The organism is Bartonella sp. CL436QHHD (genome assembly GCF_042195105.1).
Lineage (GTDB): Bacteria > Pseudomonadota > Alphaproteobacteria > Rhizobiales > Rhizobiaceae > Bartonella.
Window position 1 is genome coordinate 49312 of record NZ_JBHINR010000032.1, and the last position, 26969, is coordinate 76280.

The 26969-nt window shown below is 38.1% G+C and carries 21 protein-coding genes; 8 read left to right on the top strand and 13 right to left on the bottom strand.

Going from position 1 to position 26969, the window contains the following annotated elements; all coding sequences use genetic code 11:
- The first annotated feature begins 851 nt into the window (after positions 1-851).
- Entirely contained in the window at positions 852-1412 is a 561-nt protein-coding gene (locus ACFIKN_RS04120) for an SH3 domain-containing protein (protein ID WP_375657957.1), read from the top strand.
- A gap of 45 nt (positions 1413-1457) precedes the next feature.
- Here ACFIKN_RS04120 and irrA read toward each other — a convergent pair whose 3' ends face one another.
- Complete coding sequence (gene irrA, locus ACFIKN_RS04125) at positions 1458-1970, bottom strand: iron response transcriptional regulator IrrA (RefSeq protein WP_375621953.1); 513 nt, start codon at positions 1968-1970, stop codon at positions 1458-1460.
- 232 nt (positions 1971-2202) lie between these two features.
- Between irrA and fabA the strand changes: the two genes are divergently transcribed.
- Genes fabA through fabI form a run of 3 tightly spaced genes read left to right on the top strand, consistent with a single transcriptional unit; the run spans position 2203 to position 4857 of the window.
- The gene (gene fabA, locus ACFIKN_RS04130; protein ID WP_273722474.1) at positions 2203-2712 is read left to right on the top strand and encodes a 3-hydroxyacyl-[acyl-carrier-protein] dehydratase FabA; all 510 of its coding nucleotides are present in this window, start codon (positions 2203-2205) and stop codon (positions 2710-2712) included.
- Positions 2713-2769: 57 nt separating this feature from the next.
- Complete coding sequence (gene fabB / locus ACFIKN_RS04135) at positions 2770-3990, top strand: beta-ketoacyl-ACP synthase I (protein WP_273790283.1); 1221 nt, start codon at positions 2770-2772, stop codon at positions 3988-3990.
- Between the two features lie 48 nt (positions 3991-4038).
- The gene (fabI, locus tag ACFIKN_RS04140; protein WP_273790282.1) at positions 4039-4857 is read left to right on the top strand and encodes an enoyl-ACP reductase FabI; all 819 of its coding nucleotides are present in this window, start codon (positions 4039-4041) and stop codon (positions 4855-4857) included.
- Between the two features lie 1938 nt (positions 4858-6795).
- On the opposite strand, the gene gpsA is transcribed toward fabI, so the two are convergent.
- From gpsA to acnA, 11 genes are all read right to left on the bottom strand, one after another.
- Positions 6796-7803, bottom strand: a complete 1008-nt coding sequence (gene gpsA, locus ACFIKN_RS04145) for an NAD(P)H-dependent glycerol-3-phosphate dehydrogenase (RefSeq protein WP_375657958.1) — start codon at positions 7801-7803, stop codon at positions 6796-6798.
- A 398-nt stretch (positions 7804-8201) separates the two neighbouring features.
- The gene (cyoD, locus tag ACFIKN_RS04150) at positions 8202-9590 is read right to left on the bottom strand and encodes a cytochrome o ubiquinol oxidase subunit IV (RefSeq protein ID WP_375657959.1); all 1389 of its coding nucleotides are present in this window, start codon (positions 9588-9590) and stop codon (positions 8202-8204) included.
- Complete coding sequence (locus ACFIKN_RS04155) at positions 9590-10258, bottom strand: cytochrome (ubi)quinol oxidase subunit III (RefSeq protein ID WP_375657960.1); 669 nt, start codon at positions 10256-10258, stop codon at positions 9590-9592. Before ACFIKN_RS04155 ends, cyoD begins: the two co-directional genes overlap by 1 nt.
- Positions 10255-12273, bottom strand: coding sequence for a cytochrome o ubiquinol oxidase subunit I (gene cyoB, locus ACFIKN_RS04160; RefSeq protein ID WP_273790278.1), 2019 nt, complete (start codon positions 12271-12273; stop codon positions 10255-10257). The genes ACFIKN_RS04155 and cyoB overlap by 4 nt, the downstream gene beginning before the upstream one ends.
- A 76-nt stretch (positions 12274-12349) precedes the next feature.
- Positions 12350-13321 carry a ubiquinol oxidase subunit II gene (gene cyoA, locus ACFIKN_RS04165; RefSeq protein ID WP_273790277.1) on the bottom strand — a complete coding sequence of 324 codons (972 nt, stop codon included), beginning with the start codon at positions 13319-13321 and terminating at the stop codon, positions 12350-12352.
- Between the two features lie 130 nt (positions 13322-13451).
- The gene (aroQ, locus tag ACFIKN_RS04170) at positions 13452-13904 is read right to left on the bottom strand and encodes a type II 3-dehydroquinate dehydratase (RefSeq protein ID WP_375630506.1); all 453 of its coding nucleotides are present in this window, start codon (positions 13902-13904) and stop codon (positions 13452-13454) included.
- A 54-nt stretch (positions 13905-13958) separates the two neighbouring features.
- Positions 13959-15089, bottom strand: coding sequence for a DNA replication/repair protein RecF (gene recF / locus ACFIKN_RS04175; RefSeq protein WP_273790275.1), 1131 nt, complete (start codon positions 15087-15089; stop codon positions 13959-13961).
- Positions 15090-15109: 20 nt separating this feature from the next.
- A complete protein-coding gene (gene dnaN / locus ACFIKN_RS04180; protein WP_375642983.1) occupies positions 15110-16231 on the bottom strand; it encodes a DNA polymerase III subunit beta in 1122 nt (373 codons plus the stop codon).
- A gap of 186 nt (positions 16232-16417) precedes the next feature.
- Positions 16418-17989 carry a chromosomal replication initiator protein DnaA gene (dnaA, locus tag ACFIKN_RS04185; protein WP_375637197.1) on the bottom strand — a complete coding sequence of 524 codons (1572 nt, stop codon included), beginning with the start codon at positions 17987-17989 and terminating at the stop codon, positions 16418-16420.
- A gap of 701 nt (positions 17990-18690) precedes the next feature.
- Complete coding sequence (gene rpsT, locus ACFIKN_RS04190; protein WP_273790272.1) at positions 18691-18957, bottom strand: 30S ribosomal protein S20; 267 nt, start codon at positions 18955-18957, stop codon at positions 18691-18693.
- Between the two features lie 238 nt (positions 18958-19195).
- Complete coding sequence (acnA, locus tag ACFIKN_RS04195; protein WP_375657961.1) at positions 19196-21889, bottom strand: aconitate hydratase AcnA; 2694 nt, start codon at positions 21887-21889, stop codon at positions 19196-19198.
- Between the two features lie 297 nt (positions 21890-22186).
- Between acnA and ccmA the strand changes: the two genes are divergently transcribed.
- The 4 genes from ccmA (at position 22187) to ACFIKN_RS04215 (ending at position 25107) form a co-directional block, all read left to right on the top strand.
- A complete protein-coding gene (ccmA, locus tag ACFIKN_RS04200; protein ID WP_273790270.1) occupies positions 22187-22798 on the top strand; it encodes a heme ABC exporter ATP-binding protein CcmA in 612 nt (203 codons plus the stop codon).
- Positions 22799-22809: 11 nt separating this feature from the next.
- Positions 22810-23475, top strand: coding sequence for a heme exporter protein CcmB (gene ccmB, locus ACFIKN_RS04205; RefSeq protein ID WP_375630511.1), 666 nt, complete (start codon positions 22810-22812; stop codon positions 23473-23475).
- Between the two features lie 46 nt (positions 23476-23521).
- Positions 23522-24301, top strand: a complete 780-nt coding sequence (locus ACFIKN_RS04210) for a heme ABC transporter permease (protein ID WP_375657962.1) — start codon at positions 23522-23524, stop codon at positions 24299-24301.
- A 191-nt stretch (positions 24302-24492) separates the two neighbouring features.
- Positions 24493-25107, top strand: a complete 615-nt coding sequence (locus ACFIKN_RS04215; protein WP_375637349.1) for a DsbE family thiol:disulfide interchange protein — start codon at positions 24493-24495, stop codon at positions 25105-25107.
- Positions 25108-25955: 848 nt separating this feature from the next.
- On the opposite strand, the gene ACFIKN_RS04220 is transcribed toward ACFIKN_RS04215, so the two are convergent.
- Positions 25956-26957 carry an Hsp33 family molecular chaperone gene (locus ACFIKN_RS04220; protein WP_375657963.1) on the bottom strand — a complete coding sequence of 334 codons (1002 nt, stop codon included), beginning with the start codon at positions 26955-26957 and terminating at the stop codon, positions 25956-25958.
- Positions 26958-26969: the final 12 nt, after the last annotated feature.

The window sequence follows — 26969 nt, forward strand, 5'->3', positions numbered from 1 at the left end:
TTTAAATAACGAGTTAAAGTTTTTAACGCAGTGATTTGTTATTATAAGTAATTGTTTTTCATATTAATTAATAATTCTGAATAACGTAAAGTTTCTCAATGCCTTCTCATATTGAATCAATCAAGATTATCTTCTTGTACATCATAAGCGGGATCCGTATGCAAATAGAATAAAAGCTATTTAAGAAAAAACAAAAATGCTTCTTATGAACACCATAAATAATAGGAACTGCATAACATTGAAAGCTGGTAAATAGAACGATGGAGCCAGCTTATCTACCATACGGATAAGCATTATCATGGCATAAGATTAGAGTGTAGCAAATTTTATAAATGAATTATCACGAAAAAGTGTCCTGTTAAAATTAGCCCTTCATATATCAATCTACCCTATAATGTCGCTCATATTTTTACGCTTAAATGTTTTATTTATCGTATTATTTTGTTCATTCAAAACTTCTTTTCAAGCCACACAATAATCCCTTTCTGAACAGCTCTTTGTTCATAGTATGCATACATGCACTTTTACTTCGAGAAACAAACTCAGAAAAGAGATGCAATACTTTAGCCCTAATTTCCTGTACAAAAACTGCTAAGGCTCCAGTAATACTTTACTGTTTTATCACGCGTACAGCTACATAAAAATCCAATGTTTATTTATATCTATCCCCTCATAAACAAGATACGCACTAAGAAATATAAGCTTTTGTTTTCCTTATTTTGATATTTTTGTAGCAATTTTCTCATCGTTTAGATCTCTTTAACGAGCAGTGTGTCATACTTTTTATCAGTTTCCAGTCTTATCTTTCAGATTTTAAATTTCCAATATATGATGAAATAAAGGAGTTCGGTGTGCAAAATTCTCGTTGGTTTCGCGTTTCAATACTCGCATCATGTATCTTAATAGCAACAGTCATTGTATTAGGTTCACCTCATTTGTTGCATGCACAAACATTTAATCAAAATTTAGGGCCCAGTGGTTTACCACTTCCGCGATTTGCTTCGATTAAACCCACCAGCGTTAATGTACGCGTCGGACCAGGAAGCAACTATTCTATCATTTTTACTTACAAAAAGAAGGGATTACCTATTGAAATCATTCAAGAATATGATCAATGGCGCAAAATTCGTGATGCCGAAGGCGATGAGGGGTGGGTGTATCAATCGCTTTTATCGGGAAAGCGAACTGCTATAACTATTCCATGGCAAAAAGATAAAACTAAAAGACTGATGCTACGAAAAAACCCCACCGACAACGCAGAACTTGTGGCAGAAGTAGAACCTAATGTCATTGGTAATATCCGCCAATGTGATGGACAATGGTGCGAACTAAATATTAATAATACGCGCGGATGGCTTCATCAACCACAGTTATGGGGAATCTATCCTGATGAAAAAGTAAAAGGCTGGTGAATACTCAAACTCAATAAGTTTAATTTTATTCCTTATTGAATATCCTCACTGCCTATCACAAGATCGATTTTTTGGTTTCAATCGCACGATTAAATCAACATGTGAAATTTCCATACCTTCTGGTGGCTTAGGCAAATTTCTAATAATGGGAGATTCTTCCAAATTGTAAGGAATATCAAGAATACGATTTTCACCTTCTATATAAAAATGGTAGTGATCAGAGGTATTGGTATCAAACCAAGTTTTTGAGCCTTCTACGGCAATAATCCGTAATAATCCCGCTTCCGTAAATTGATGAAGCGTATTATAAACCGTTGCTAAAGATACAGGTACACCTGCCCTCACCGCTTCCTCATAGAGCTCTTCAGCAGTAATATGGCGATTTCCTTGAGAAAAAATCATATGTGCAAGTTCCAACCGCTGACGTGTTGGACGCAGACCATTTTGACGCAAACGTTTTTCTAACATAGAAATGGAATAATATTGCACAATTTTTCCACACTCTTTTGTGCACTGTTGCTCTTCATTCATATCTAAATTGTCTGCACTCACTGACATATTACAAACCCAAATACATTCCTGCTAAATAAGATCAAAATACAAAAAAATGGGAATAGTATGGTGTAATCTTGTATTCCATTTTTAAATAATTACCTATGTAGAATACATAAAAAAAGGCTTTTGTCATTAAAAATGATATAAAATCATTTCCCTCTCTTTAAAATTTGCTCTAAAAGTAGGTTGGGAAAAGCGCAGAAATTAAAGATATATGCAAATAAATGGAGTAACAATGGCTGAACAAAAGTCTCGCTACACATATGAAGAGCTTCTAAGCTGCGCTCGCGGCGAAATGTTTGGTAGAGGTAATGCGCAATTGCCAGCACCGCCAATGTTGATGATTCATCGAATCACTCAAATTAGTGAAACTGATGGTAAATACGATAAAGGAATGGTTCGCGCCGAATTTGACATTACACCAGACATGTGGTTCTTTAATTGTCACTTTATAGGCGATCCCGTCATGCCAGGATGTCTCGGACTGGATGGTATGTGGCAATTAACAGGTTTTTTTCTTGGTTGGCTAGGCGAACCAGGAAAAGGAAGAGCAATATCAACAGGTGAAGTAAAGTTATCAGGGATGGTAACTCCACAAACCAAAATTCTTGAATATGAAATAGATTTTAAGCGTATTCGACGTGGAAATTTAGTCTTAGGAATAGCTGATGGGTGGCTAAAAGCAGATGGAGAGACTATTTATAAGGCGAATGATTTACGCGTTGCTTTATTCAAAGAAGATTGAACGTTATTTCCGTCAGAAAGAACTTTTCACTATTCTGTATGGAACGAGGAGGTATGAATGCGTCGAGTTGTTGTAACCGGAATGGGAATTGTCTCCGCGATTGGAAATAACCCTAGAGCTGTTTTAACCAGTTTACGTGAAGCAAAATCCGGAATTTCTTACGCACCTCAATATGCCGAATTAGGCTTTCGTAGTAGAGTTTATGGCAAACCCGATATTAATATAGAAGAACTCGTAGATCGACGTGCTCTACGTTTTCATGGGCGTGGAACAGCATGGAATCACATCGCCATGGATCAGGCGATTGCTGATGCGGGTCTAGAACCGCATGAAGTATCGAACGAACACACGGGTATTATTATGGGTTCTGGAGGTGCTTCAACACATTCAATCGTAGAAGCTGCTGACATTACACGCCAAAAAGGTCCAAAACGTGTTGGACCTTTTGTTGTCCCTAAAGCGATGAGTTCTACAGCATCTGCAACATTAGCAACTTTCTTTAAAATAAAGGGAATCAATTATTCAATCTCTTCAGCTTGTGCTACCTCCAATCATTGTATTGGTAATGCTTACGAAATGATTCAATATGGTAAACAAAAGCGCATCTTTGCCGGTGGCTGCGAAGATTTGGATTGGACACTATCTGTTTTATTCGATGCCATGGGCGCTATGTCCAGCAGATATAATGACATTCCTCACAAAGCTTCACGTGCTTATGATGTTAATCGTGATGGTTTTGTCATTGCTGGAGGGGCTGGCGTTTTAGTCCTTGAAGATTTAGAACTTGCTAAAGCACGTGGTGCAAAAATCTACGGAGAAATCGTTGGATACGGTGCGACATCCGATGGACATGATATGGTTGCCCCATCAGGAGAGGGAGCGGAGCGGTGCATGCGCATGGCTCTTGCAACAGTCAATAATAAAATTGATTATATCAATCCCCATGCGACAGCAACTCCTGTTGGTGATCCTCCTGAGATAGAAGCTATCCGTCGTGTCTTTGGAGCAGGTGATCAATGTCCCCCCATTTCTGCTACCAAGTCTCTAACAGGACATTCCTTGGGAGCAGCAGGTGTTCACGAAGCAATCTATACATTGTTAATGATGAATCATAATTTTATTTGTGAAAGTGCCCATATTGAAGAACTTGATCCAGCTTTTGCTGATATGCCAATCGTTCGTGAACGACGTGATCATCAACAACTGAATACCGTATTGTCGAATACTTTTGGCTTTGGCGGTACCAATGCAACGCTTGTTTTCCAACGTTATGTATAAACAAAAGCTCTTAGTAATTGAAAAAAGTACGGTCTTACGGAGAATAATATGAAAGGTTTGATGGAGGGCAAACGCGGCCTTATTATGGGAATTGCGAATGACCATTCAATTGCTTGGGGCATTGCCTGTCAGCTCGCACAAGCAGGAGCGGAATTAGCGTTGACTTATCAAGGAAATGCTTTTGGAAAACGTGTTCATCCCCTAGCAGATAAACTTGGGTGCAAATTAGTGCTAGAGTGTGACGTTGAAAAAAGTGAAAATATTGATTACGTCTTTGAGCAACTTGAAAAAGAATGGAAAACAATTGATTTTATTGTCCATGCCATTGGTTTTTCAGATAAAACTCAGCTAAAAGGGCGTTACGTTGATGTTACAACACGTGAAAACTTTCAACGCACGATGGTTATTTCAGCTTATTCCTTTACTGAAATTGCCCAGCGCGCGGGTAAGCTTATGCCCAATGGAGGAACACTTTTAACTCTTACCTACGGTGCTTCACAGCAAGTTGTGCCTAATTATAACATCATGGGTGTTGCTAAAGCAGCTTTAGAAGCTATGGTACGTTATTTAGCAGCGGACTTTGGTCCTCAAAATATCCGTGTCAATGCGATTTCCGCTGGTCCTGTTAGAACTTTAGCAGGTAATGGTATTGCAGCTGCACGGGCAATATTTTCGCATCAACGTCGTAATGCCCCATTACGGCGTACCGTAAATATTCATGAAATTGGAAAATCTGCTCTTTATCTACTCTCTGACTTATCATCAGGTGTTACAGGTGAAATCCATTATGTTGATTCAGGCTATAACATCATGTCTATGCCAATACTTGAAGAACTGAAAAAAAGTGACGATTCCCAAGAAGAATAAAATTTATTTCATTGCACTAAAAAAGAAAATAAATCATGTACATAGTGCTTTAATCGGGTATTGAGTACTTTCTCAGCTATATAATAGTGTATTGACTTATAATAATATGACGTAAGGCATATGTGCAAATGTTTGTAAGAATAAGTCAATACAAAACCAGATGTACGATGCCTTGTTTCGCAAAATATTTTATAAAAAGCCGGAGTATTTCTTCAATCCATGGTTGATAAAGTGTGTATTTTATGACGTTATTTACCTTACTAAAGCATACGCTTTTGTCGTTGCTTATAAAGCAATATCCAGCCCTCATGCTACCGTAGTTTGAAACAGAGATTAGAGAATTATTAAAATCCTTAGTTTCAGCTTTTGTGTAGCAAATTGAAAAAAATATTCCTACCGTTTGATTTATTCTTGAAACGCAAATACAATCTAATTTAGGACGAATATGAAGGCGTAAAGAAATCAATCATTAATCTTACTATTATTCTTTAATGAGGCTTTACGATTTTAAAAGCATGTACATCAATGTTTTTTTAATAATGGAGGTTACGCTTTACCTCACACCTTTATTTTTCTTGTTCTTTAATGAAAGCATTTCTCTGATGTGTCAGGTAAAATAGAACACCCAAAAACACTATAGCTGTTTCTCCTTCATGCATTTTTTAAAGATATCTCTCAATGCACGCCATTCCATTTCACAATGGTACCTGTAGAACGTATAAAAAATCCCTGTGAAGTACATAAAATCCTTTTTTTACCACCATTTTAATGTTTATACAGATGACAAACCGACACCGTCATTTTACTTGCCATGTTCTAATATTGAAACAACCCTTGACACTTGAGATGATTCATTAGAAGTATCTTTAATAATTTTTATCCACATACTAACCCGCTTGTGACAAGCAAACACATATTTTTAATTAACTCAATACAAAAATAAAATGAATTATTTATATAAATCAATTTTTTATCTTTATAATCACATTATTTTTCAGTGTAAATGACAGCCACAAACAAGTACAATAACATTTTTTTCAATCTTAGACTTTCAAAGTTATAATTCCAAAAATCATTTCTTGCATATAAAAAACAGAATTGACATGTGAGAAAATAAAAGACTTAAATATTTCTACTGAACAGCTTCAAGTGCTTAGAGCTGTCTCAACATTGGGGGGTGTAATGATGCTCGGCTTCCTCCTTCATAAACGTAAAGATGGGGATGTGCACAATGGCTTTATCGTTACACTATTCACGGTTACCGTCGCGAAGTGGACTTGGAAGTTTTAAGAGAGGTCTCTTTAAAACAAGCGCGTGAATATACAACAGCTATCGTGTTTTTTTGGGCGTTCTATTTTACCTGACACATCAGAGAAATGCTTTCATTAAAAAATGAAAAAATAAAGGTGTGAGATAATCTCCATTATTTAAAAGATATTGCTTTAGATAGCGTAAAACTGAATTTAAAAATGATTGTAGAAATGGGAACTGGTTTTCATCTTTAAAATTTCATCTTCTTCCCAAAACAGATTGTCTTCTTGTTTTAAAGAATTACAAAAACAGAGATACATAATATCCCTGCCCCGATATTCTTAACTTATACGTTACATAAATAAGATGCTTCTACCTAATGAGTCTTGTATTATTCTGTTTGCAAACATCATTGTGAGATGAATTTAAGAGACAATAAAAATATCTTGTTCATTACATTACATAAACATGTGTAAGTGGAAACGATAATTTATCTTCAAAGAGATAGCTCTTAGATAAAAGCAAAAACTTTTATATTTCAGCCATGTTTCATAAAGAATCGAATGATATGAATCTATAATTTGCTGGAATATGACTACCTTATACAACCATCAATAAAATCTATTTTATATGTCTATCATAGCATGTTTCTATTTTTTACGATTTGAATTATTAAAAAATAGGATATCATTGTATTTCGTCCTTGAGGGCGCGGCTTAGTAATGTATTTGCCGCTTCAGTTATGTTTTTACCACAATAGAGAATTTGATAAATTTGTTCTACAATGGGCATTTCTACCCCAATACGCTGCGCCAACGTATGTACTTCCTTGGTATTTAAGTATCCTTCCACAACCTGACCAATTTGTTTTTCCGCTTCTTTTATATCTATTCCTTTACCAAGAAGTATTCCAAAACGACGATTACGTGACTGATTATCAGTACATGTCAAAACCAGATCACCTAAGCCTGTCATTCCCATAAATGTGGAAAGCTCAGCACCCATAGCCCCCCCTAAACGACTGATTTCAGCTAATCCTCGTGTGATAAGAGCTATTCGTGCATTTGCCCCAAAACCTATGCCATCTGATATTCCTGCACCAATAGCAATAACATTTTTGACTGCTCCCCCTAATTGAACACCAATCATATCTGAACTTTTATAAACTCTAAAACTTTTGTCACAATAAAAAAGTTGCTGCAATTCTTTACCAAACTCAACATCAGAAGCTGCTATCGTCATTGCAGTAGGCCAACCAATAGCTAGTTCTTGAGCAAAAGTTGGTCCAGAAAAAACAGCTAAAGGAATTTTTTCACCTAAAATCTCACGAGCAACCTCTTGTAAAAAACGTCCAGTACCATGTTCTAAACCTTTTGTAGCCCAAATAACACGTGAATGCTGACCTAAATAAGGCTGAATATTACACAAAACTTGATGAAATACATGGCTTGGAACTGCGATTAATATATTGTGACTCGCCGTTATTGCAGTTTCAAGCGAAGCTTCAAGTAATAAATTGTCAGGAAATCGAATATCGGGTAAATATACTTGATTACAACGTTGTTCCTGTAATTCTTTGATATGTTGAGGACTATATCCCCAAAGTAAAACATTATGACCATTACGGGCAAGAGCTATCGCTAATGCAGTACCAAAAGAACCAGCACCAATAACTGTCATTGCAACGGTTTTCATTAAGTTTTCTGATTATTCTCTAAATTTTTGATTTCAATTGCATATTATTATTACAAATAACTTTAATGCTATCTTTAATATAAATTCTGTAAATCTAAAAACATTACTGCTTCGTGTTTTTTTATCTCACACAACATAAAAACTTGTTTCTCACATTCTCTTTCTTTGTAGTAAATTTTACAAACATCACTTTTTGTATATTCTACAAATAGCTATTTGTCTCAAAAATTAAAGCTTGACTAAATACCCCACGGACTTTCTCTTTTAAATTAAAAGTATATTCAAAATAATGATACTCATATCCACTGATATCTTGTATTTCTTCCCTTCTTTATATCCTACGAATTTCTTCTACGAGCTGATACATGCCGCATCAGCTCCATAGATATTTCTAACAACTACTCCACAGGAAACTGTGTATTTGGATCTTGATCCATGGGTATTTCTGAACCAGGCGCTTGATCTACAGGAGTTTGCGTACTTAGACCTTGCCCCATGGGTATTTCTGAACCAGGCGCTTGATCTACAGGAGTTTGCGTACTTAGACCTTGCCCCATGGGTATTTCTGAACCAGGCGCTTGATCTACAGGAGTTTGCGTACTTAGACCTTGCCCCATGGGTATTTCTGAACCAGGCGCTTGATCTACAGGAGTTTGCGTACTTAGACCTTGCCCCATGGGTATTTCTGAACCAGGCGCTTGATCTACAGGAGTTTGCGTACTTAGACCTTGCCCCATGGGTATTTCTGAACCAGGCGCTTGATCTACAGGAGTTTGCGTACTTAGACCTTGCCCCATGGGTATTTCTGAACCAGGCGCTTGATCTACAGGAGTTTGCGTACTTAGACCTTGCCCCATGGGTATTTCTGAACCAGGCGCTTGATCTACAGGAGTTTGCGTACTTAGACCTTGCCCCATGGGTATTTCTGAACCAGGCGCTTGATCTACAGGAGTTTGCGTACTTAGACCTTGCCCCATGGGTATTTCTGAACCAGGCGCTTGATCTACAGGAGTTTGCGTACTTAGACCTTGCCCCATGGGTATTTCTGAACCAGGCGCTTGATCTACAGGAGTTTGCGTACTTAGACCTTGCCCCATGGGTATTTCTGAACCAGGCGCTTGATCTACAGGAGTTTGCGTACTTAGACCTTGCCCCATGGGTATTTCTGAACCAGGCGCTTGATCTACAGGAGTTTGCGTACTTAGACCTTGCCCCATGGGTATTTCTGAACCAGGCGCTTGATCTACAGGAGTTTGCGTACTTAGACCCTGCCCCATGGGCATTTCTGAACCAGGTGCTTGATCTACAGGAGTTTGCGTACTTAGACCCTGCCCCATGGGCATTTCTGAACCCTGTATCTTTTCTGGCTGTTTTCTTACGGATATATCTTTGTTTGATAACTGCTCAGACACTGAAGAATCATCTCTACTTGATATTTCCGGTTCAATAACACGTCCTGAACCACCCATCATATTATAATTTAAATGAGAAATAGCCCACCAAGTTCCCCCAATAATAACAAAAACGCAAATAGCAGCAAACCATAACGCGCTTAAATTCCACTTGGCGTCTGGACCAGAATTCAAGTGCAAAAAGAAAACAATTTGTACTATAATCTGAATAATCGCCATCCCAATAAGATACGCAACCTTTGTACTAACTGCCCAACTCTCCATCATTCCATACATCACAGGAACAAAAGAACCCAAAGTGAAAAATACAGCCAGAATAAAACCAACCAAATAGGAACCAGTACTGGGACCATGTGTTTCATTTTGCACGCTCATCACAACGCTCCTAATAGATAAACCATGGTGAAAACACCAATCCATACAATATCAAGTAAATGCCAAAAAATGGAAAGGCATGCTAAACGTGTTTTATTGTTCTGATCCAAACCATTACGACGAAGATGAAAAAACATCACAACCATCCAAAGAAGACCAACACTTACATGAAGTCCATGGGTGCCAACCAAAGCAAAAAATGCTGACCAATAAGCAGAAAGAATTTCCCGTCCAAAAAGTTGTAAACCTGTTGCAGGATCAATACCCGCATAAGCATTTGGATCGTAATAAAAAACCTCACTCAAAAGTTCATGAAATTCGTAAAGTTCCATACCAATGAAGCAACCCCCCAATACAAAGGTAATAGCCATCCATAAACGCACACCACTGATGTTATTTTTATGTGCTTGTACCATTGCAAAGCCATAAGTGACGGATGAAAACAACAAGAAAGCAGTCTCAACCAAAACAAACTTTAAATCTATAAACTCATTACCCGCTTTACCACCGCCATAAGAAGCAGAAAATACAGCAAAACTTGAAAACAATGTCGAAAACAGGATTAAGTCTGAAAGAATATAGACCCAAAAACCAAACGTCATTACCGAGCTACTATCGTGGTGAAGTTCATCTATAGTACTCGCGTTATTCATTGTTACAGCACTCATACTGTCACTCCTTGTTCTTTAAGAACAGCCGTAAAGGCATCTTCAGTTTTTTGCACTTCTTCAGCTGGAATATAGTAACCATGATGATCACCTGTTAATGAATGACACACAAGCGTTGCAATAAAACCAACCAGTCCAACCGCAACAAGCCACCAAATATGCCAAACAAGTGCAAAACCAACAACTAATGAGAAGAATCCCGCAATAATTCCAGCAGATGTATTTGATGGCATATGAATTTTTGTAAATCCACTTGTCGGCCGTTGATAACCACTTTTCTTCATATTCCAATAAGCGTCATCAGACTGTATCTTTGGAAGGAGGGCAAAATTATAGGAAGGAGGCGGTGAAGAGGTAAACCATTCAAGTGTACGTGCATCACCCCAAGAATCATTTAATGTTACCGGTAAGTGACCTTTATGCTTAATACCGTACCAAATCGCCAAAACAACCTGTAACACAAAACAAAGAATACCAAGTAAGATAATACAAGCACCTAATGCAGCAATAATAAACATCGGCTGCCAACTAGGTTCCATGTAATGCTGAAGACGACGCGTCGCCCCCATTAAACCAAGCGCATAAACGGGGAAAAAGGCAAGGTAAAAACCAATAAACCAACACCAAAAAGATGCAATACCTAGTATGCGATTTGGTTTATAACCAAAAACTTTTGGAAACCAAAATGCAATCCCCGCTAAGTACGCAAAAACCACACCTCCAATAATTGTATGATGGAAATGTGCTATCAAAAAGAGCGAATTATGAAACTGCCAATCAGCAGGGACAATAGATAATAAAACACCGGTTAATCCACCACCAACAAATGTAAAGATCATGCCCATGCACCAAAGCATTGGAGGCTCAAAGCGAATTCGACCTTTATACATCGTAAGCAGCCAATTAAAGACTTTTACACCTGTTGGAACTGCGATGATCATTGTCGCAATACCAAAGAAAGTATTTACAGCTTCACCGCCACCCATTGTGAAAAAATGATGTCCCCAAACAAGAAGCGAAAGAATCAAAATAACCAACATGGCCCATACCATCGAAGTATAACCAAAGAGGCGCTTTGAAGAAAAAGTTGACACAACTTCAGAAACAATTCCAAAAGCAGGAACAACCAAAACATAAACCTCAGGATGACCAAAAACCCAAACATAGTTAATCCATACCATCGGATTTCCGCCACCAACATTAGAAAAGAAATTCATGCCCAAATAACGATCGCATGCCAAGAGTGCAAATGCTACAGCCAAGACAGGGTAAATAACTAAAATAAGAACATTGCTGACAAAAGCACTCCAACAGAAAATAGGCATTCTCATCATTGTCATTCCAGGAGCACGCATTTTAATCATCGTTGCAATAAAATTTACTGATCCCATTGTTGTTGCAATACCAGAAAGCTGAAGTGACCATAAATAATAATCTACCCCTGTATCTGGACTCGTTTGCAATTCTGTAAAAGGTGGGTACATCAGCCAACCACCACGACCAAAATTACCAACACCTAGGGATATGTTAATTAATATTGCCCCCGCAGCCGTAATCCAAAAACCTAGATTATTTGCAAAGGGAAAAGCAACATCACGCGCACCAATTTGAAGCGGTATAAGATAATTAAAAAGACCAAATAAAATAGGCGTGGCCATGAAAAAAATCATGATCGTACCATGCGCCGAAAAAATTTGATCAAAATGCTCAGGGGGCAAATAACCCGCTGTTTCACTCCCAAGAGCTAAAGCTTGATGCGTTCGCATCATAAGTGCGTCCGCAAAACCGCGAACAAGCATAATAATTCCAAGAACGATGTACATAATACCTATGCGTTTATGGTCAACCGTTGTAATCCAATTTCGCCATAGAATTCCCCACCACCCAAGTGCTGTTAAAGCAATAACAGCAATTAAACCAACCAAAACAATCGCAATACATGTATACAAAACGATCGGTTCATGTGCAAGCGCATGAAAAGCACCTGCCGTAGGATCTGTAAGTCTTCCAAACATTTCTCAACCCATTTCAAATGAAATTCAAGTTTAAAAGAAACCTTTGTTAAAAGGGCTCTTTACTTTATTGACTCTGTTAAATAACATCAGGATCAAATACTGAACATAGTGCACCCCACAGCGTCTGAGCAGCAGCACGTTTCATTAAATCTTCATTACATACCGTCTTTTCATCGACACATCGATTAACAACACGATAGTAAAGCCGCTTCTCAACAGGTGCAAAATAACGAACTTCAGCATCTTTTTCCTTCGCAGCAATATCACCCATACGAGGCGCAATAGAAAGTTGACGATAAGATGCACGATCAAGTACTCGACCATTAGCCCGAGCTTTTACAATCCAATCCTCAAAATCCTGCAAAGACACAGAATGCCACTTAAACCGCATACTCGAAAAACCATCACCACTGTAATTTGCTGAGGCTCCTTTGAATACTCCTTGCTCTTCAGCGACCAAATGCAACTTAGCATTCATCTGCGGCATAGCGTAAAGAACTGTACCCAATTTGGGAACCCAAAAAGCATTGACAGAATTCTCTGACGTTAATTGCAATAAAACTTGACGTCCTTCAGGCGCATAAATCTCATTAATCGATGCAACACCATATTCAGGATAAATAAAAAGCCATTTCCAATCAAGAGCAACAGCATCAATCTGTAATGGCTTTCCTTCACCCACAACTTCCACTGGAAGAGGATTTGTAGGTTCAAGCTTATAGGTATAATAAGCTGTTAATGAACCTAAAACCATTACAATTACAACTGGAATACCCCACATCAATGCTTCAATTTTATTTGAATGCGCCCAATCAGGAGAATAGTCCGCTTTCATATTCGATGCACGATATTTTATAGCTAAAAATACCACACTCACCATAACTGGGATGACAATACAAAGCATCACCACCACACAAACAACGATCAAAATGAGCTGTTGACGTGCAACATAACCTGATGGCTGTATAACATCAATTTTACAACCAGACAAAAGCAGTGCTCCCCCTAAAATCACAAGCATTTCTAATTGTCTAACAAAGCTTTTCACCTTTATTTACCCCCGTCATACGCACTAAAAATTGTCATAAATATATACCTCACATTGTACAGATTTGAAAATAATTATCAAGAGAATTCAATGCCTATATTACTCTTATTAAACGCCTACTCTTTATCTATCACAATTTAATTGTTTTGCTTAATTGTTTTGCAATATACTCAAGTGCAAACCAATATCCATCACCTCCACACCCAGTTATGACAGCGTCTACACCTGCAGATGTATAAGAATGGTGACGAAAAGCTTCACGCTGATAAATATGAGATAAATGAACTTCTACTTTCGGCCCTGAAAACATTTTTAGGGCATCAAGAAGTGCAACAGATGTATGACTGTAAGCCGCTGGATTAATGATCAATCCAGAACTTGCCTCTATTGCTTCTTGTATCCATGCTACTAATTGCCCTTCACAGTTACTTTGATAAAAATTTATTATAATATCATTTTTTTTTGCCCATTCTCTGCATCTTTTTTCAATATCTTCTAGAGTTTCAGTTCCATAAATTTCTGGCTCACGTTGACCTAGAAAATTTAAATTAGGACCATTTAAAATTGTTATTATCTCTGACATAGCAAGCCTTTTCTTTCAGACCTATCACTTATTAAAAAAATATTTAGCATGTTTTTATGGCAATAAAGCTCCATCCTTAATCTCAAAGAATTCTGCGCGTCCTTTTAAGTCATCGAATAAAAGACGATCTGTTCCTGTCATAAATGTTTGTACAGCTAAATCATCAAGAATATCAAATAGAGCAGCACGTCGATGCGAATCAAGATGAGCAGCCATTTCATCAAGAAGAAGAATGGGAGATCTTTCCGATATCATACCTGTTAGACGTGCATGACACAAAACTAAACCTGTCAGCAGCGCTTTTTGTTCACCTGTTGAACAAGATGTTGCTGCTCTATTTTTATCAGCATAAAAAACCTGCAAATCTGCACGATGTGGTCCTTCTAACGTCCGACCAGCAGCACGATCCATTGCGCGATTATGCCGTAATCGATCACAAAATTGTTCTTCAACTTCAGTTGCTGATATTTCACTAAGAGCTGTTTCCAAAAAACCATCAATTTGCAAAAAAGCTCGTGGAAAAGGTATCTGTGATGGCATTTGCGTAAACATGTCATTTAAAAGACGAATAACATCAACACGCGCCGCAGAAATAGCTGTCGCCAGTTCTGCCATCTGCTTTTCTAAAGCATCAAACCAAGCACAATCTTCATTTCCATCTAAAAACAAACGATTACGTGCGCGCATAGCTCTATCATAATCGGCTATGCGGCGCCTATGCAAGGGATCAATCGCCAAAACCATACGATCCAAAAAACTACGGCGCTCAAGTGAAGGACCTGTAAAAAGACCATCCATAGACGGTGTTAGGACACTAATATGACAATAATCTGTTAGGCAATCACTCGACTCATTCACACCATTAATATGGACCTTTCGACTGTTATCACTAACCTCGAAAGCTGTACCAATCTTTACTTCACCATAAAGAGCGCATTCAAGACGCGCAAATACAACAAATCCTCCACCACCATCTACAAAGCTAACGTCAGAATAAACAGCGCGCCGCAAACCACGGCCAGGAGAAAGAAAAGATAACGCCTCTAAAAGATTCGTCTTACCAGCACCATTATGGCCAGTAAAAACCACATGCTGACCAGAAAAATGAATATTGAAAAAAGAATAATTGCGATAACGTAAAAGCTTCAGCTGCCTCACTGCCACTTTGTGCACATGACTGGCCATACATTGCAAAACAACCGCCCCTAAACGCGAATAGGCATCAGTACATAGAGCACATCCACATCATCATTATCACGAATCAGAGCGGGTGCTCCAGCCTCAGCCAACATAAAAACCATCTCATCGCTTGAAAGCTGCCCAGCAATATCCAAAAGATAACGTGAATTAAACCCTATCTCAAGCGGTTCAGATGCATAAGTTACTGATAATTGATCTTCTGCACTGCCCGAATCTGGGCTATTAACAACAAGCCTTAACTGTCCATGCTCAATCGTTAATTTAACTGCACGCCCCCGATCACTTGAAATCGTTGAAACACGATCAACGGCAGAAGAAAAGTCCTGCCTATTAACAATTAATTCTTTATCATTTCCAAGAGGGATAACACGTTGATAATCCGGAAATGTTCCATCAATTAATTTTGATGTAAAAATCACAGAGCCTATAGAAAAACGAATTTTTGTCTCTGAAAGCTCTATACACACATCACTATCATTTTCTTCTGAAAGAAGTTTTTGCAATTCTCCTACAGCTTTACGGGGAACAATAACACTAGGCATTCCCTCAACTCCCGAAGGAGCTTCCATCTCAACTTGTGCCAAACGATGACCATCAGTTGCAACCAAACGCAATTTCAAAACATCATCATTAATAATATGGAAATAAATACCATTAAGATAATAACGGGTTTCTTCAGTAGAAATAGCAAATTGTGTACAATCAAGTAAATGTTTTAAGCCTGATGCCGATAAAGAAAAACGATAACCAAACTGCCCAGGAAGCGACTCTGGAAAGTCTGACTTCGGAAGACATTGAAGCTGAAAATGTGCACAACCCGAAACCACGGACATTGTACCTGCTTGATTCTCATCGACGGATAATACAACTTCATTGCTATCAGGAAGTTTTCGAATGATATCATAAAGCAAATGTGCTGGAACAGTTGTTGCTCCAGCTTGTTTAACATTAACTGCAAAAGATTCCATAACCTCTAAATCAAGGTCTGTTGCTTTTAACTGTACACGGCCATTTTCTGCATCAATCAACACATTCGATAAAATAGGAACAGTATTACGGCGCTCTACCACACGGTGAACCCGACCAAGAGACTTGAGAAATTGACTGCGATCAACTGTAATACGCATAAAAGCCCCGTATGATTTACTAAAAACTATAAGAATTCTTTAGACTTAAAGAATAGACCCTCTTTAAGAATCGCCTGCTAGAGTTTATTAAACCTCTCTTAAAATGGCAAGTCACTCCTGCATAAGAAAAAATAAATCTTTTCATTAAATTCTTTAAAGTCTCTCCAAGGAAAGAAACGATAAACACTATACAGCCTGTTCTCCAATCAACCGCTTAAGCAATTCAAGTTCCTTAGCCAAGGTCTGATCACCACAAACCAAATCTTCAATTTTACGCACAGCGTGTAAAACTGTTGTATGATCACGCCCACCAAAACGGCGCCCAATTTCTGGTAACGAGCGAGGAGTTAATACTTTTGCTAAATACATTGCAACTTGCCGTGGCTTCACAACCGTACGTGTTCGACGATTAGATAACAAGTCCTGTTTAGAAACATTATAATGGCGTGCTACCGTACGCTGAATTTCTTCAATCCGAATACGCTTAGGTTCACCAGGACGTGTCAAGTGACCTAATAACTCATCAATCCGCTCTAAAGATAAATCAGACTCAAAAGATTGACGAAACAAGAGCTGATTAAATGCACCTTCAATATCACGCCCCGACCCTAAAACCGTTTTCGCAATATATTCCAAGATATCATCAGAAATTGATACCATGCCATCATCTTGTTGTGCCACCTTCAACCGCTGGCGCAACATTTGCAAACGCATTTCATAATCTGGTGCTTCAATTTCAAGGGCCACCCCTCCCTGAAGACGAGAGCGAACGCGAAGATCAAGCGATTCTAATTCTGCTGGTGGACGATCTGCAGCGACAACAACCTGTTTTGCACTATCAAGCAACATATTAAGCAAATGGCAAAACTCATGTTGTATCGACTTACCCTGTAAAAACTGCATATCATCAATAATTAAAAGGTCGATATCACGAAGCTGTTCTTTAAAAGAAAGAGCATCATTATCACGAATAGCTGTTGCAAAACGCCACATAAAATATTCAGCAGTTAAATAAATAACGCGCGCAGACGTTAAACGCTTCAATGCAGAAGCAGCAATCGCTTGAAGCAAATGTGTTTTTCCTAAGCCAACAGATGCGTGAATAAAAAGAGGATTAAAACGTAAAGCACTTTTATGCCCCTCCGCAATAGAACGCGCAGCGGCTAAAGCAACACGATTAGAAGCCCCCTCAACAAAACTTTCAAAAGTATAACGAGAATCAAGTGGAGATCCAAAAACTCCCGTTTGAGAACTCTTAACTGAATGCTCTGCGCAACTTTCAACAAAAGATGAAGTCGCCTGCTCCTCTAGTACAACAGAAGGAACACTTCTTTTACAAACGACATCTCTTGAAACGCGTTCCATACCACGAACAATAACTTCAACACGAAGAATTGCTGAATTCTCTTGTTTCCATAAATGAGTCAAAAGAGAACCATAGTGATTATTAATCCATGAACGTAAAAAAGCAGTAGGAACAGAAAGCTTTACAAGAGTATGACTATATTCAGCAAGCTTCACGCGCCCAAACCAACTGGTATAAGCCTCAACACCAACCTGTACCTTTAATTGCGCCATAACACGTATAAAAGCCGCTGCACTTTCCTCCTCTGAAACAATAGAATGCCCTATAGGAGCACTTCTACAAACATTCTTATCACTCTCCGTCATCCTATTCTTTATTATGTTCTCTGCCGACAGGATATTTACCGAAACCCTTTTAAAGGAACTAGCTTTAGAGTTCAATTTATCCACCATCTTCCATCCTGATAAAAATAAAATTTTGTCCTGCCAAACAGCTAAAATAAATCTAGCGAAGGCAAAACGCCCTACCCCAAATAAGATTACTCACCCTCCCCTAGGATAGCCTCATCACAACCCCACTAACAAAGATGACCAATAAGATTTACTTGCACTCATGATATGACCCACCCTTCTAAAATGGTAAACATATCCATTAAGAAAACTAAAAAACCGTCAGAAAACCTCTCCAACACAAAAGTTTAGAAAAGCCTAAATCAAAACATCTTGTATTCAACAAAGTACAGAATAATACGCTGATGTGACCCCTTCATGCTTTTTAGTCTTCATAAGAACCATACAAAACAGCAGAGGTAAAATGCAAGAGGTCAAAATAAAATCAAAAAACCCAAAAAAAATGCTTATATTAATGAGGACTGAAAAAAATATTGATTCAATTCATTTTTTTTCTCTAAATTTACCAATAATTAAAGAATCTCTTCAGATTTAAAAAAAAAAATAAAATGCTTGACAAAAAAGACTCTGTAAAAATCCACAAAGCTTGTGGATAACCATACCCCCCTCTATAAACTTTCTCTCCTTTTTCAAGTGGAGAATCATTATCGATTCTTATTTCAATAGAAACTTTTTGAAATAATAAACAAAAAGCCAGCATCCTCATGGATACTGGCTTTTTTCTCAATTAAAGGAGAAAAAGTTTAAACGCTGAGAGCCTTCAACCGTTTAGCTAAACGCGATACTTTCCTCGCAGCAGCATTTTTATGAAAAACCCCTTTAGAAACTGCACGCATAATTTCAGGCTCAAAATTCTTAAATGCAATCTCCGCAGATGCCTTATCGCCACCCGCCAAAGCATCATCAAACTTACGTATAAAAGTACGAACGCGTGAACGGCGGGCCTTATTAACCTGTGTGCGCGCCGCAACCTTGCGCACCGCTTTTCGAGCAGAAGGTGTATTCGCCATAAATATAATCTCTCTTTCAACACCTTGGTAAAATGAGTCTCAATAACAACTCTACCAATATAAATAAATCCAACCCAAGCAAAACTATAAAGCTGCCTATAACTCGTGTGGTTTATAACGCAATCCCAAAGCTAACGTCAATTAGATTTTCAAAGATAGTCATAAAAAAACGAAGCCAAACTCTTTGATCCGCAACTTTATAGCCTAATAATAGATATTCCTTAACAAACAAAAGAATCTAAACAGCTAACTTACGCAAGACATATTGCAAAATTCCACCATGATGCAAATAATCTAGCTCATCTTCAGTATCAACACGGCATAATAATGGAACGGTTTTTACCGTACCATCAGAAAAAGTAATTTTCGCTACAGTCTTTTGACGAGGTTTCAAGTTATGAATCCCTTCAATTGTCACCTTTTCATCTCCCTTTAAGCCTAAAGATTTCCAACTTAGCCCCTCCTCAAAGACAAAAGGGACAATGCCCATACCAACAAGATTAGAGCGATGTATCCTTTCAAAAGATTGCACAATCACCGCTTTGACACCAAGAAGATTGGTCCCCTTGGCAGCCCAATCGCGTGATGATCCATTACCATATTCAACACCTGCAAAAACAACGAGCGGAATACCTTCTTGTTTATACGCCATTGCTGCATCGTAAATGGTTTGTTCTACCGCTGACGGATAATGAACCGTATAACCTCCTTCTCGACCATTTTCCCCTAACATAAAATTACGAATGCGAATATTGGCAAAGGTCCCACGCACCATAACTTCATGATTCCCACGACGCGTTCCATACTGGTTAAAATCAGCTACTTTAACACCATGATCCATTAAATATTTTCCGGCAGGAGAAGCTGCTTTAATAGAACCAGCAGGAGAAATATGATCCGTCGTGATTTTATCACCAAATAAACCTAAAATCCGTGCATCTCTAATATCTGGTAAGATATCAGGCGTTTTCTGCATATCATCGAAATAAGGTGGATTGCGTACATAGGTGGATCGCTCATCCCAAGAATAGGTAGAACCCGTAGGAATCTGAACTTTTTGCCAATTTTCATCTCCCTTAAAAACATCTGCATACTTTTCGGCAAAAACCTTACGCGTGACATTTTTTTCGATAAACTCCTGTATTTCTTGAGAAGTTGGCCAAATATCTCTCAAATAAATGGGTTGGCCATTTGAATCTTCACCAAGAGGCTCCTTGGTTAAATCCTTACACACCGTCCCGATGAGCGCATGTGCAACAACTAACGGTGGTGAAGCTAAATAATTCGCTTGCACATCAGGGGAAACACGCCCTTCAAAATTACGATTTCCTGAAAGAACCGCAGATGCAATTATACCATTGTCATTAATCGTTTTGGAAATAGCTGGATGCAAAGGACCAGAATTCCCAATACATGTTGTGCACCCAAATCCTACTAAGTTAAATCCCAGTGCATCTAAATCTTTTTGCAGACCCGAATTTTGAAGGTAAGCTTCAACGACTTGTGAACCAGGTGCAAGAGAAGTTTTTACCCATGGTTTACTCTTGAGCCCCTTTGCCACAGCATTTCGTGCCAAAAGACCCGCTGCAATAAGAACACTTGGATTCGATGTATTCGTACACGACGTAATCGCAGCGATCACCACATCACCGTGACCAAGCGTATATTCTTCACCCTCGACCTGATAACGCTTATCTTTATCTTGTCCAGAAGTCTTCTTATAGTCTTCGACCAATGCCTTCTCAAAACCCTGCCCAACGTTTTCCAATGCAATACGTCCTTCAGGACGTTTAGGACCAGCCATAGAAGAGACAACAGTTCCCATATCTAATTCAATTGTATCACTAAAAATGGGATGAGCTACCATTTCCTCATGCCACATCCCTTGTGCTTTGGTGTAAGCCTCCACTAAGGCAATCCGATTTTCATCACGCCCTGTCATATTGAGATAACGCACTGTCTCCTTATCAATTGGGAAAAAACCACACGTTGCTCCATATTCAGGTGCCATATTTCCAATCGTTGCCCGATCAGCAAGTGTCATATGCTCCAAACCAGGACCAAAAAACTCAACAAATTTACCGACAACACCCTTCCGACGTAGCATTTGAGTCACCGTCAATACGAGATCGGTGGCTGTTACACCTTCCTTAAGTTTACCTGTTAGACGAAAACCAATCACTTCAGGTAACAACATAGAAACAGGTTGGCCTAACATTGCTGCTTCTGCTTCAATACCACCAACACCCCAACCTAAAACCCCTAAACCATTTACCATAGTCGTATGCGAATCAGTTCCCACACAGGTGTCAGGATAAATCGTCTCACACCCCTCTTCATTCTTCATCCATACACATTGTGCTAAATATTCTAGGTTAACCTGATGACAAATCCCTGTTCCTGGAGGAACAACACGAAAATTTTGAAAGGCTTGCTGCCCCCATTTAAGGAAACGATAGCGTTCACCATTGCGTTCATATTCATGCTCGACGTTTTCCTTAAAAGCCATGGAAGTGCCAAAAGCATCAACAATAACTGAGTGATCAATGATGAGATCAACGGGAATGAGAGGATTGATTTTTTCAGCGTTACCACCAAGTTTAACCATAGCATCACGCATTGCAGAAAGATCAACAACTGCTGGAACACCTGTAAAATCCTGCATAAGAACACGCGCAGGACGGTAAGCAATTTCTGCCCCGGCACTCCCTTTGTCGTTTAACCACTTAGCAACATTGAGGATATCCTCTTTTTTAACTGTGCGACCATCTTCAAATCGCAATAAATTTTCGAGAATAACTTTCATCGAAAACGGTAAACGAGAAACACCTTCAAGTCCGTTCTTCTCCGCTTCGATCAAACTATAATAAATATATTCTTTGCCACCAACATTTAATACTCTGCGACAATTAAAGCTATCAATTTGAGTCATGACTGTCCACCCTCAATACTATAACCACCCAATTTCCAGGAATGAACAACACAAACTACGAGTCAAGGTCGCAGCTTGAGCGCAGACGCAATTACCTCCGCTATCCATTTCCCCTCCACCCTCTCATAGGCAAATGCGGAAATCAGCGCCAGAAACCATTTTACACCAGATATTGATGTAAGGTATCCTTTATAGAACTATTTCTAGAACTATTCTAGGTACAATTGCATAAAAAATGTGTTTTTTATTCTATAATACAATAAAGAATATGAAAATAAAAACAAAATAGGCAATCACATGGTGTTATCAGGCAAAGATTTAGCCGCTTACAGAAACGAAGAAATTCTGTTTAAAGGTCTTTCTTTTTGTTTATTTTCACAGCAACTTATGACAATCACCGGTCCTAATGGTATCGGAAAGTCTACATTACTCCGAATCATTGTCGGTCTTCTTGAAGCTGCTGAAGGTCATATAATACTTAAAGACCATGATCAAATATACCCTGTTGCAACTGCCTGTCATTATCTTGGTCCTCAAAATGCTATGAAACCTCTTTTATCTGTCATTGATAATTTGCAATTTTGGGCAGATTTTTACGGTCAACATTTACGTTTTGCGCATGAAGCTCTTGCCGATATTGGTCTTTCTAACCTTGAACATTTACCCTTTAACGCTCTGTCAACTGGACAACAAAGACGCGTAGCTATTGCTCGCCTTTTGCTCTCCTATCGTCCTCTTTGGATTTTAGATGAACCAATATCTGGGCTTGATAACCATGCTCAAAAACTCCTTGCTCGTATTTTCCAGCGTCATCTCAATCAAGGTGGTATGATTATCGCTGCAACTCATAATTCCATAGGCATTCCAGAAAACCATAAAATCGCTCTGGAAAAATTTTTACCTCTCTAGGAGAGAATAAAATGAAAGCACTGTTCTGGCGTGATCTTAAACTATTATTAGTGCTACAAGCCTCTTCACTAACAGGATTATTGTTTTTTATCGCTGTTGTTGTCATAACCCCCTTTGCCATTGGGCCAGACCCCAAAATTCTTGCACAAATAGGACCAGGTATATTGTGGTTTGGAGCCCTTCTTGCAGGGCTTCTCAATCTGAACAAACTTTTCCAAATCGATCGCGATGATGGTAATCTCGACCAATTTATCCTTTCAGGACAAAGACAAAGTTTTACTCTAATTGTCTTTACCAAATGTTTTGCCCATTGGGTAGGAACGATGCTTCCTCTTATTTTTGCCACACCTATTTTAGCCCTCATGCTCCATTTAGATGTAACAATAACTTTTACAACAATACTCACCCTTTTATGCGGAACACCAGCTATTATTTTTATTGGTGCTATAGGCGCTGCACTCGCAACCTCATTGTTGCACAGTACTTTGCTTATTTTTATCATTATCTTGCCGTGGATCATTCCAATTATGATTTTTGGTGTTTCGGCTGCTACAGCCCCAATAAACCCAAATACCTCTTTTCTCACTTCCCTAGCTCTTCTCAGTGCTTTTTCACTTCTTTTGAGTCTCTTTAGCTCTTTTGTTGCTGCAATAACGCTTAAACTTTTATCAGAATAATAAAAGATGATTGCCGCATAGCAAAACTCTGCCTATTATGAATTTTATGAATGAACTATCTCGTACATATAAAATCAAGTCACTCCCTGCAAGTTTCACCCTTTTCATGAAAATAAGCAGTATCGTCTTACCTTGGTTGGCCAGCATAACATTGTGTTTCCTTATCTTAGGGCTTATGCTGGTGATGCATTCTCCTGATGACTATCAACAAGGCATTACTGTTAAGATTATGTACCTTCATGTTCCCTTTGCGTGGTTGTCTACATTCTGCTATGTAACGATGAGTGCAGCGGCATTAGGAAATCTGATTTGGAAATATCATCTTGCTGACGTGGCACTTAAATGTGGAGCGCCTATTGGGGCAATTTTTACCGCCTTGGCTCTCATGACAGGAGCGCTTTGGGGGCGACCTACATGGGGAACATGGTGGGTCTGGGATGCACGGTTAACATCAGTTTTAATTCTGCTTTTTATCTATCTCTCCATTATCCTGCTTGGGCGTGCTTTTGACAACCAAGTAAAAGCCGCTCGTGCTACTGCAATTCTTACACTTGTTGGATTTGTTAATATCCCTGTTATTAAATTTTCCGTTAATTGGTGGAATACATTGCATCAACCAGCATCATTGTTACGTGCTGGAGGATCAACAATCGACAATGCTATGTTATGGCCCCTTATAACAATGCTCTTTTGTTTTATCTTTATGTTTATTGTGCTTTATTTGATGGCTATGCGAAATGAAATCAATAGTCATTATATCCGAATACTTCAGATTAAAAAATCCCGTCGTGCACAACAACAGGACGCTTCATCATGCTCGACCTAAATGGCATCCACAGCGGACTTTTAGGAAATCTATCTCAGAAAATTGATTTTTTCCTTAGCACCCTTAAACACGAGCAAATTGTTGTTTTAAGCTATGTGCTTTCTGCAATATCCCTCTTATGTCTTATTGGATATATTCTTTGCAAAGCTCTATACCAAAAAAAAATTCTCCAACAACTAAACAAAAAAGAGCTGTCACAAAAAGAAAAGTATAATGAAAAACATCCCTCCAAACTTAAAAAAAATATATCTTTGCCTGTTCTGCTTGTTTTTTTTGGACCATTTGTTCTTTTTCTTCTTCTCATGGTGTTTTTTTTCAACTTTATGGATAAAAAACACCTTCAAGATTCTTCTCTTCTCGCAAACGCATTGGCTGAAAAACCTGCTCCCAATATTCATCTTCCTCTTCTTGATAAAGAAAGTTATCTCAATTCAAAACAGTTTAAAGGACGTGTCACATTGGTCAATTTTTGGGGCTCTTGGTGTCTGCCCTGTCGCGAAGAACATCCTATTCTTATGCAAATTGCACAAGATAAACGTTTTGATCTGATTGGTATTAATTATAAAGATAATAAAACAAATGCCCTGCGTTTTTTAAACAGTTTTGGTAATCCTTTTAAATTTATTGGCTTTGATGTTTCAGGATATACAGCCATTGATTGGGGAATATATGGCCCCCCAGAAACCTTTCTCTTGAATAAAGAGAGCATCATTATTGCCAAACATGTTGGTCCCTTAACGTGGCAAATTTATCAAAAAAAAATTCTACCAAAAATTGAACAAGCGATTATGACAGAAGAAAAATAAAATAATGCAGGTTTGTAAAAACATAACGTTTTATCATGCTATGTATGCTATTTTATTTATACGGACCATCATTCTTCTTAGAAAAATTTTACAAGAGCATTACCATTGTTGATTCAAAAACATGTGTAAAGAAATATCTGTTTGGGAGCTTTATTTTTGATTACTTGGACAAAAACAATATTGCTATAGAACCATCGTTAGATTAGTGACAGCAACCAACTATTATTTTCAAAGTCATATAGTATTTTGTCTTCGCATTTTTATCTAAAATGCACATTGTTATGAGGGGACTTCACCACTATTCTTATCTTTTTTATAAAATAACAAACCCGTTCCTTCGCAGCGTCATTGTTACATTTATTCCCATTACACTATCTGTTCGTAATAGACTCTATAAAGTCCATATTGAGTCTATACATTCTTATTCTATCGATAATTTCTCTTATGATTATAACTAATGAGCTTTTTTGACTCTTAATAAGATAAATTCGAGTAAGAAAATATGACTACAATCAAAAAGTCTCATTTAACAGAGAAGATAAGTTATGAATACATAATCAATCTATCAATGAACATTATAAAAGAATTCATTGTAAGAAATAAACTTTTGAGATGTAAAAAGTATAAAAGAAGCTTTTTCGAGAGGAGAAAATATATTTTACAGAGAACTCTTTTTTAAGCACTCTATAACGTGATTACTGATTTCAACAGAAAGATCACTCGTATACATTAAAAAACTCTAAGACAAGAAATATTCTAGAAGTTCATATGAGCTTATGCGTAAACTTTTATAACGCAAATAAAATAGGCTTTTGTTGCAATCATCATTTTTTATGAAAAATATTTGATTATGTTTTTTCTTCTAAAAATTCTTGCGGTGTAAAACAATATGTTTTTGAGCAAAATTCACATGTGACTGAAATATATTTATTTTTAACCATTTTATTGCGTTCATCAATAGAAAAACCTTCTAGGATTCCTTTAATTTTTTCGTGTGAACAAGAACATTGATCGACAAGAGAAAAAGGCTTAAAAACTCTAACACCTTGTTCATGAAAAAGACGGAACAAGAGCTGTTTACTACCGACTTGGGGATCTGTTAATTCTGAACTTTCAATCGTTTCCATGAGTATTTTAGATTCCTGCCATTGGTTATCCAATTGGGTATGAGTTTTCGTTTCTTCTCGCTTTTGATGAGGGGCATCTATTTTATGATGAGACGATTCTTGGGGTAAAAGTTGGATCAAAATACCTCCAGCTCGCCAGCTTTTCTGCGGTTTTCCTTGTTGGTCACGATTAATTAATATAGCAACAGCCAGACGGATATCGGTAGGAATTTGTTCTGATTGATCAAAATAAATACGAGAAGCTTCTTGTAAATTTGATCCATCTAATGCAACTATCCCTTGATAGGGTTGCATATGGGGACCTTGATCAATTGTGAAGGCTAAAGTGCCTTTTCCTAAAAGCTTTTCTGAAGAGGTTTGACCATTGTCTATGGCTTGTTTCAGCTGTTCTTTATCAAAACGAGCGTATCCACGTAAACTGGAAGGAGGCGAAAAATCGCACACCAACATATTAACCGGTCCATCGGAATGGGTTTGTAGAATAAATTTTCCCGTAAGTTTTAGAGAAGTTCCAAGCAGAACCGTTAAAAGTAAAGCTTCTGCCAGAAGATAAGAAACCGGTTCAGGGTATTGATGTCTGTTAAGAATAGAATTTAAAGTTTCCCCAAGTTGTACGGCACGTCCACGGATATCAAGTTCTTCAACTTGAAAGGGAATAACACTATCATCTTCACGCAAGAAGTTGTTGTTGAGAGAGGCTTCATCTTTAGCTTGTTCACTCATAGCTTTGCCTTT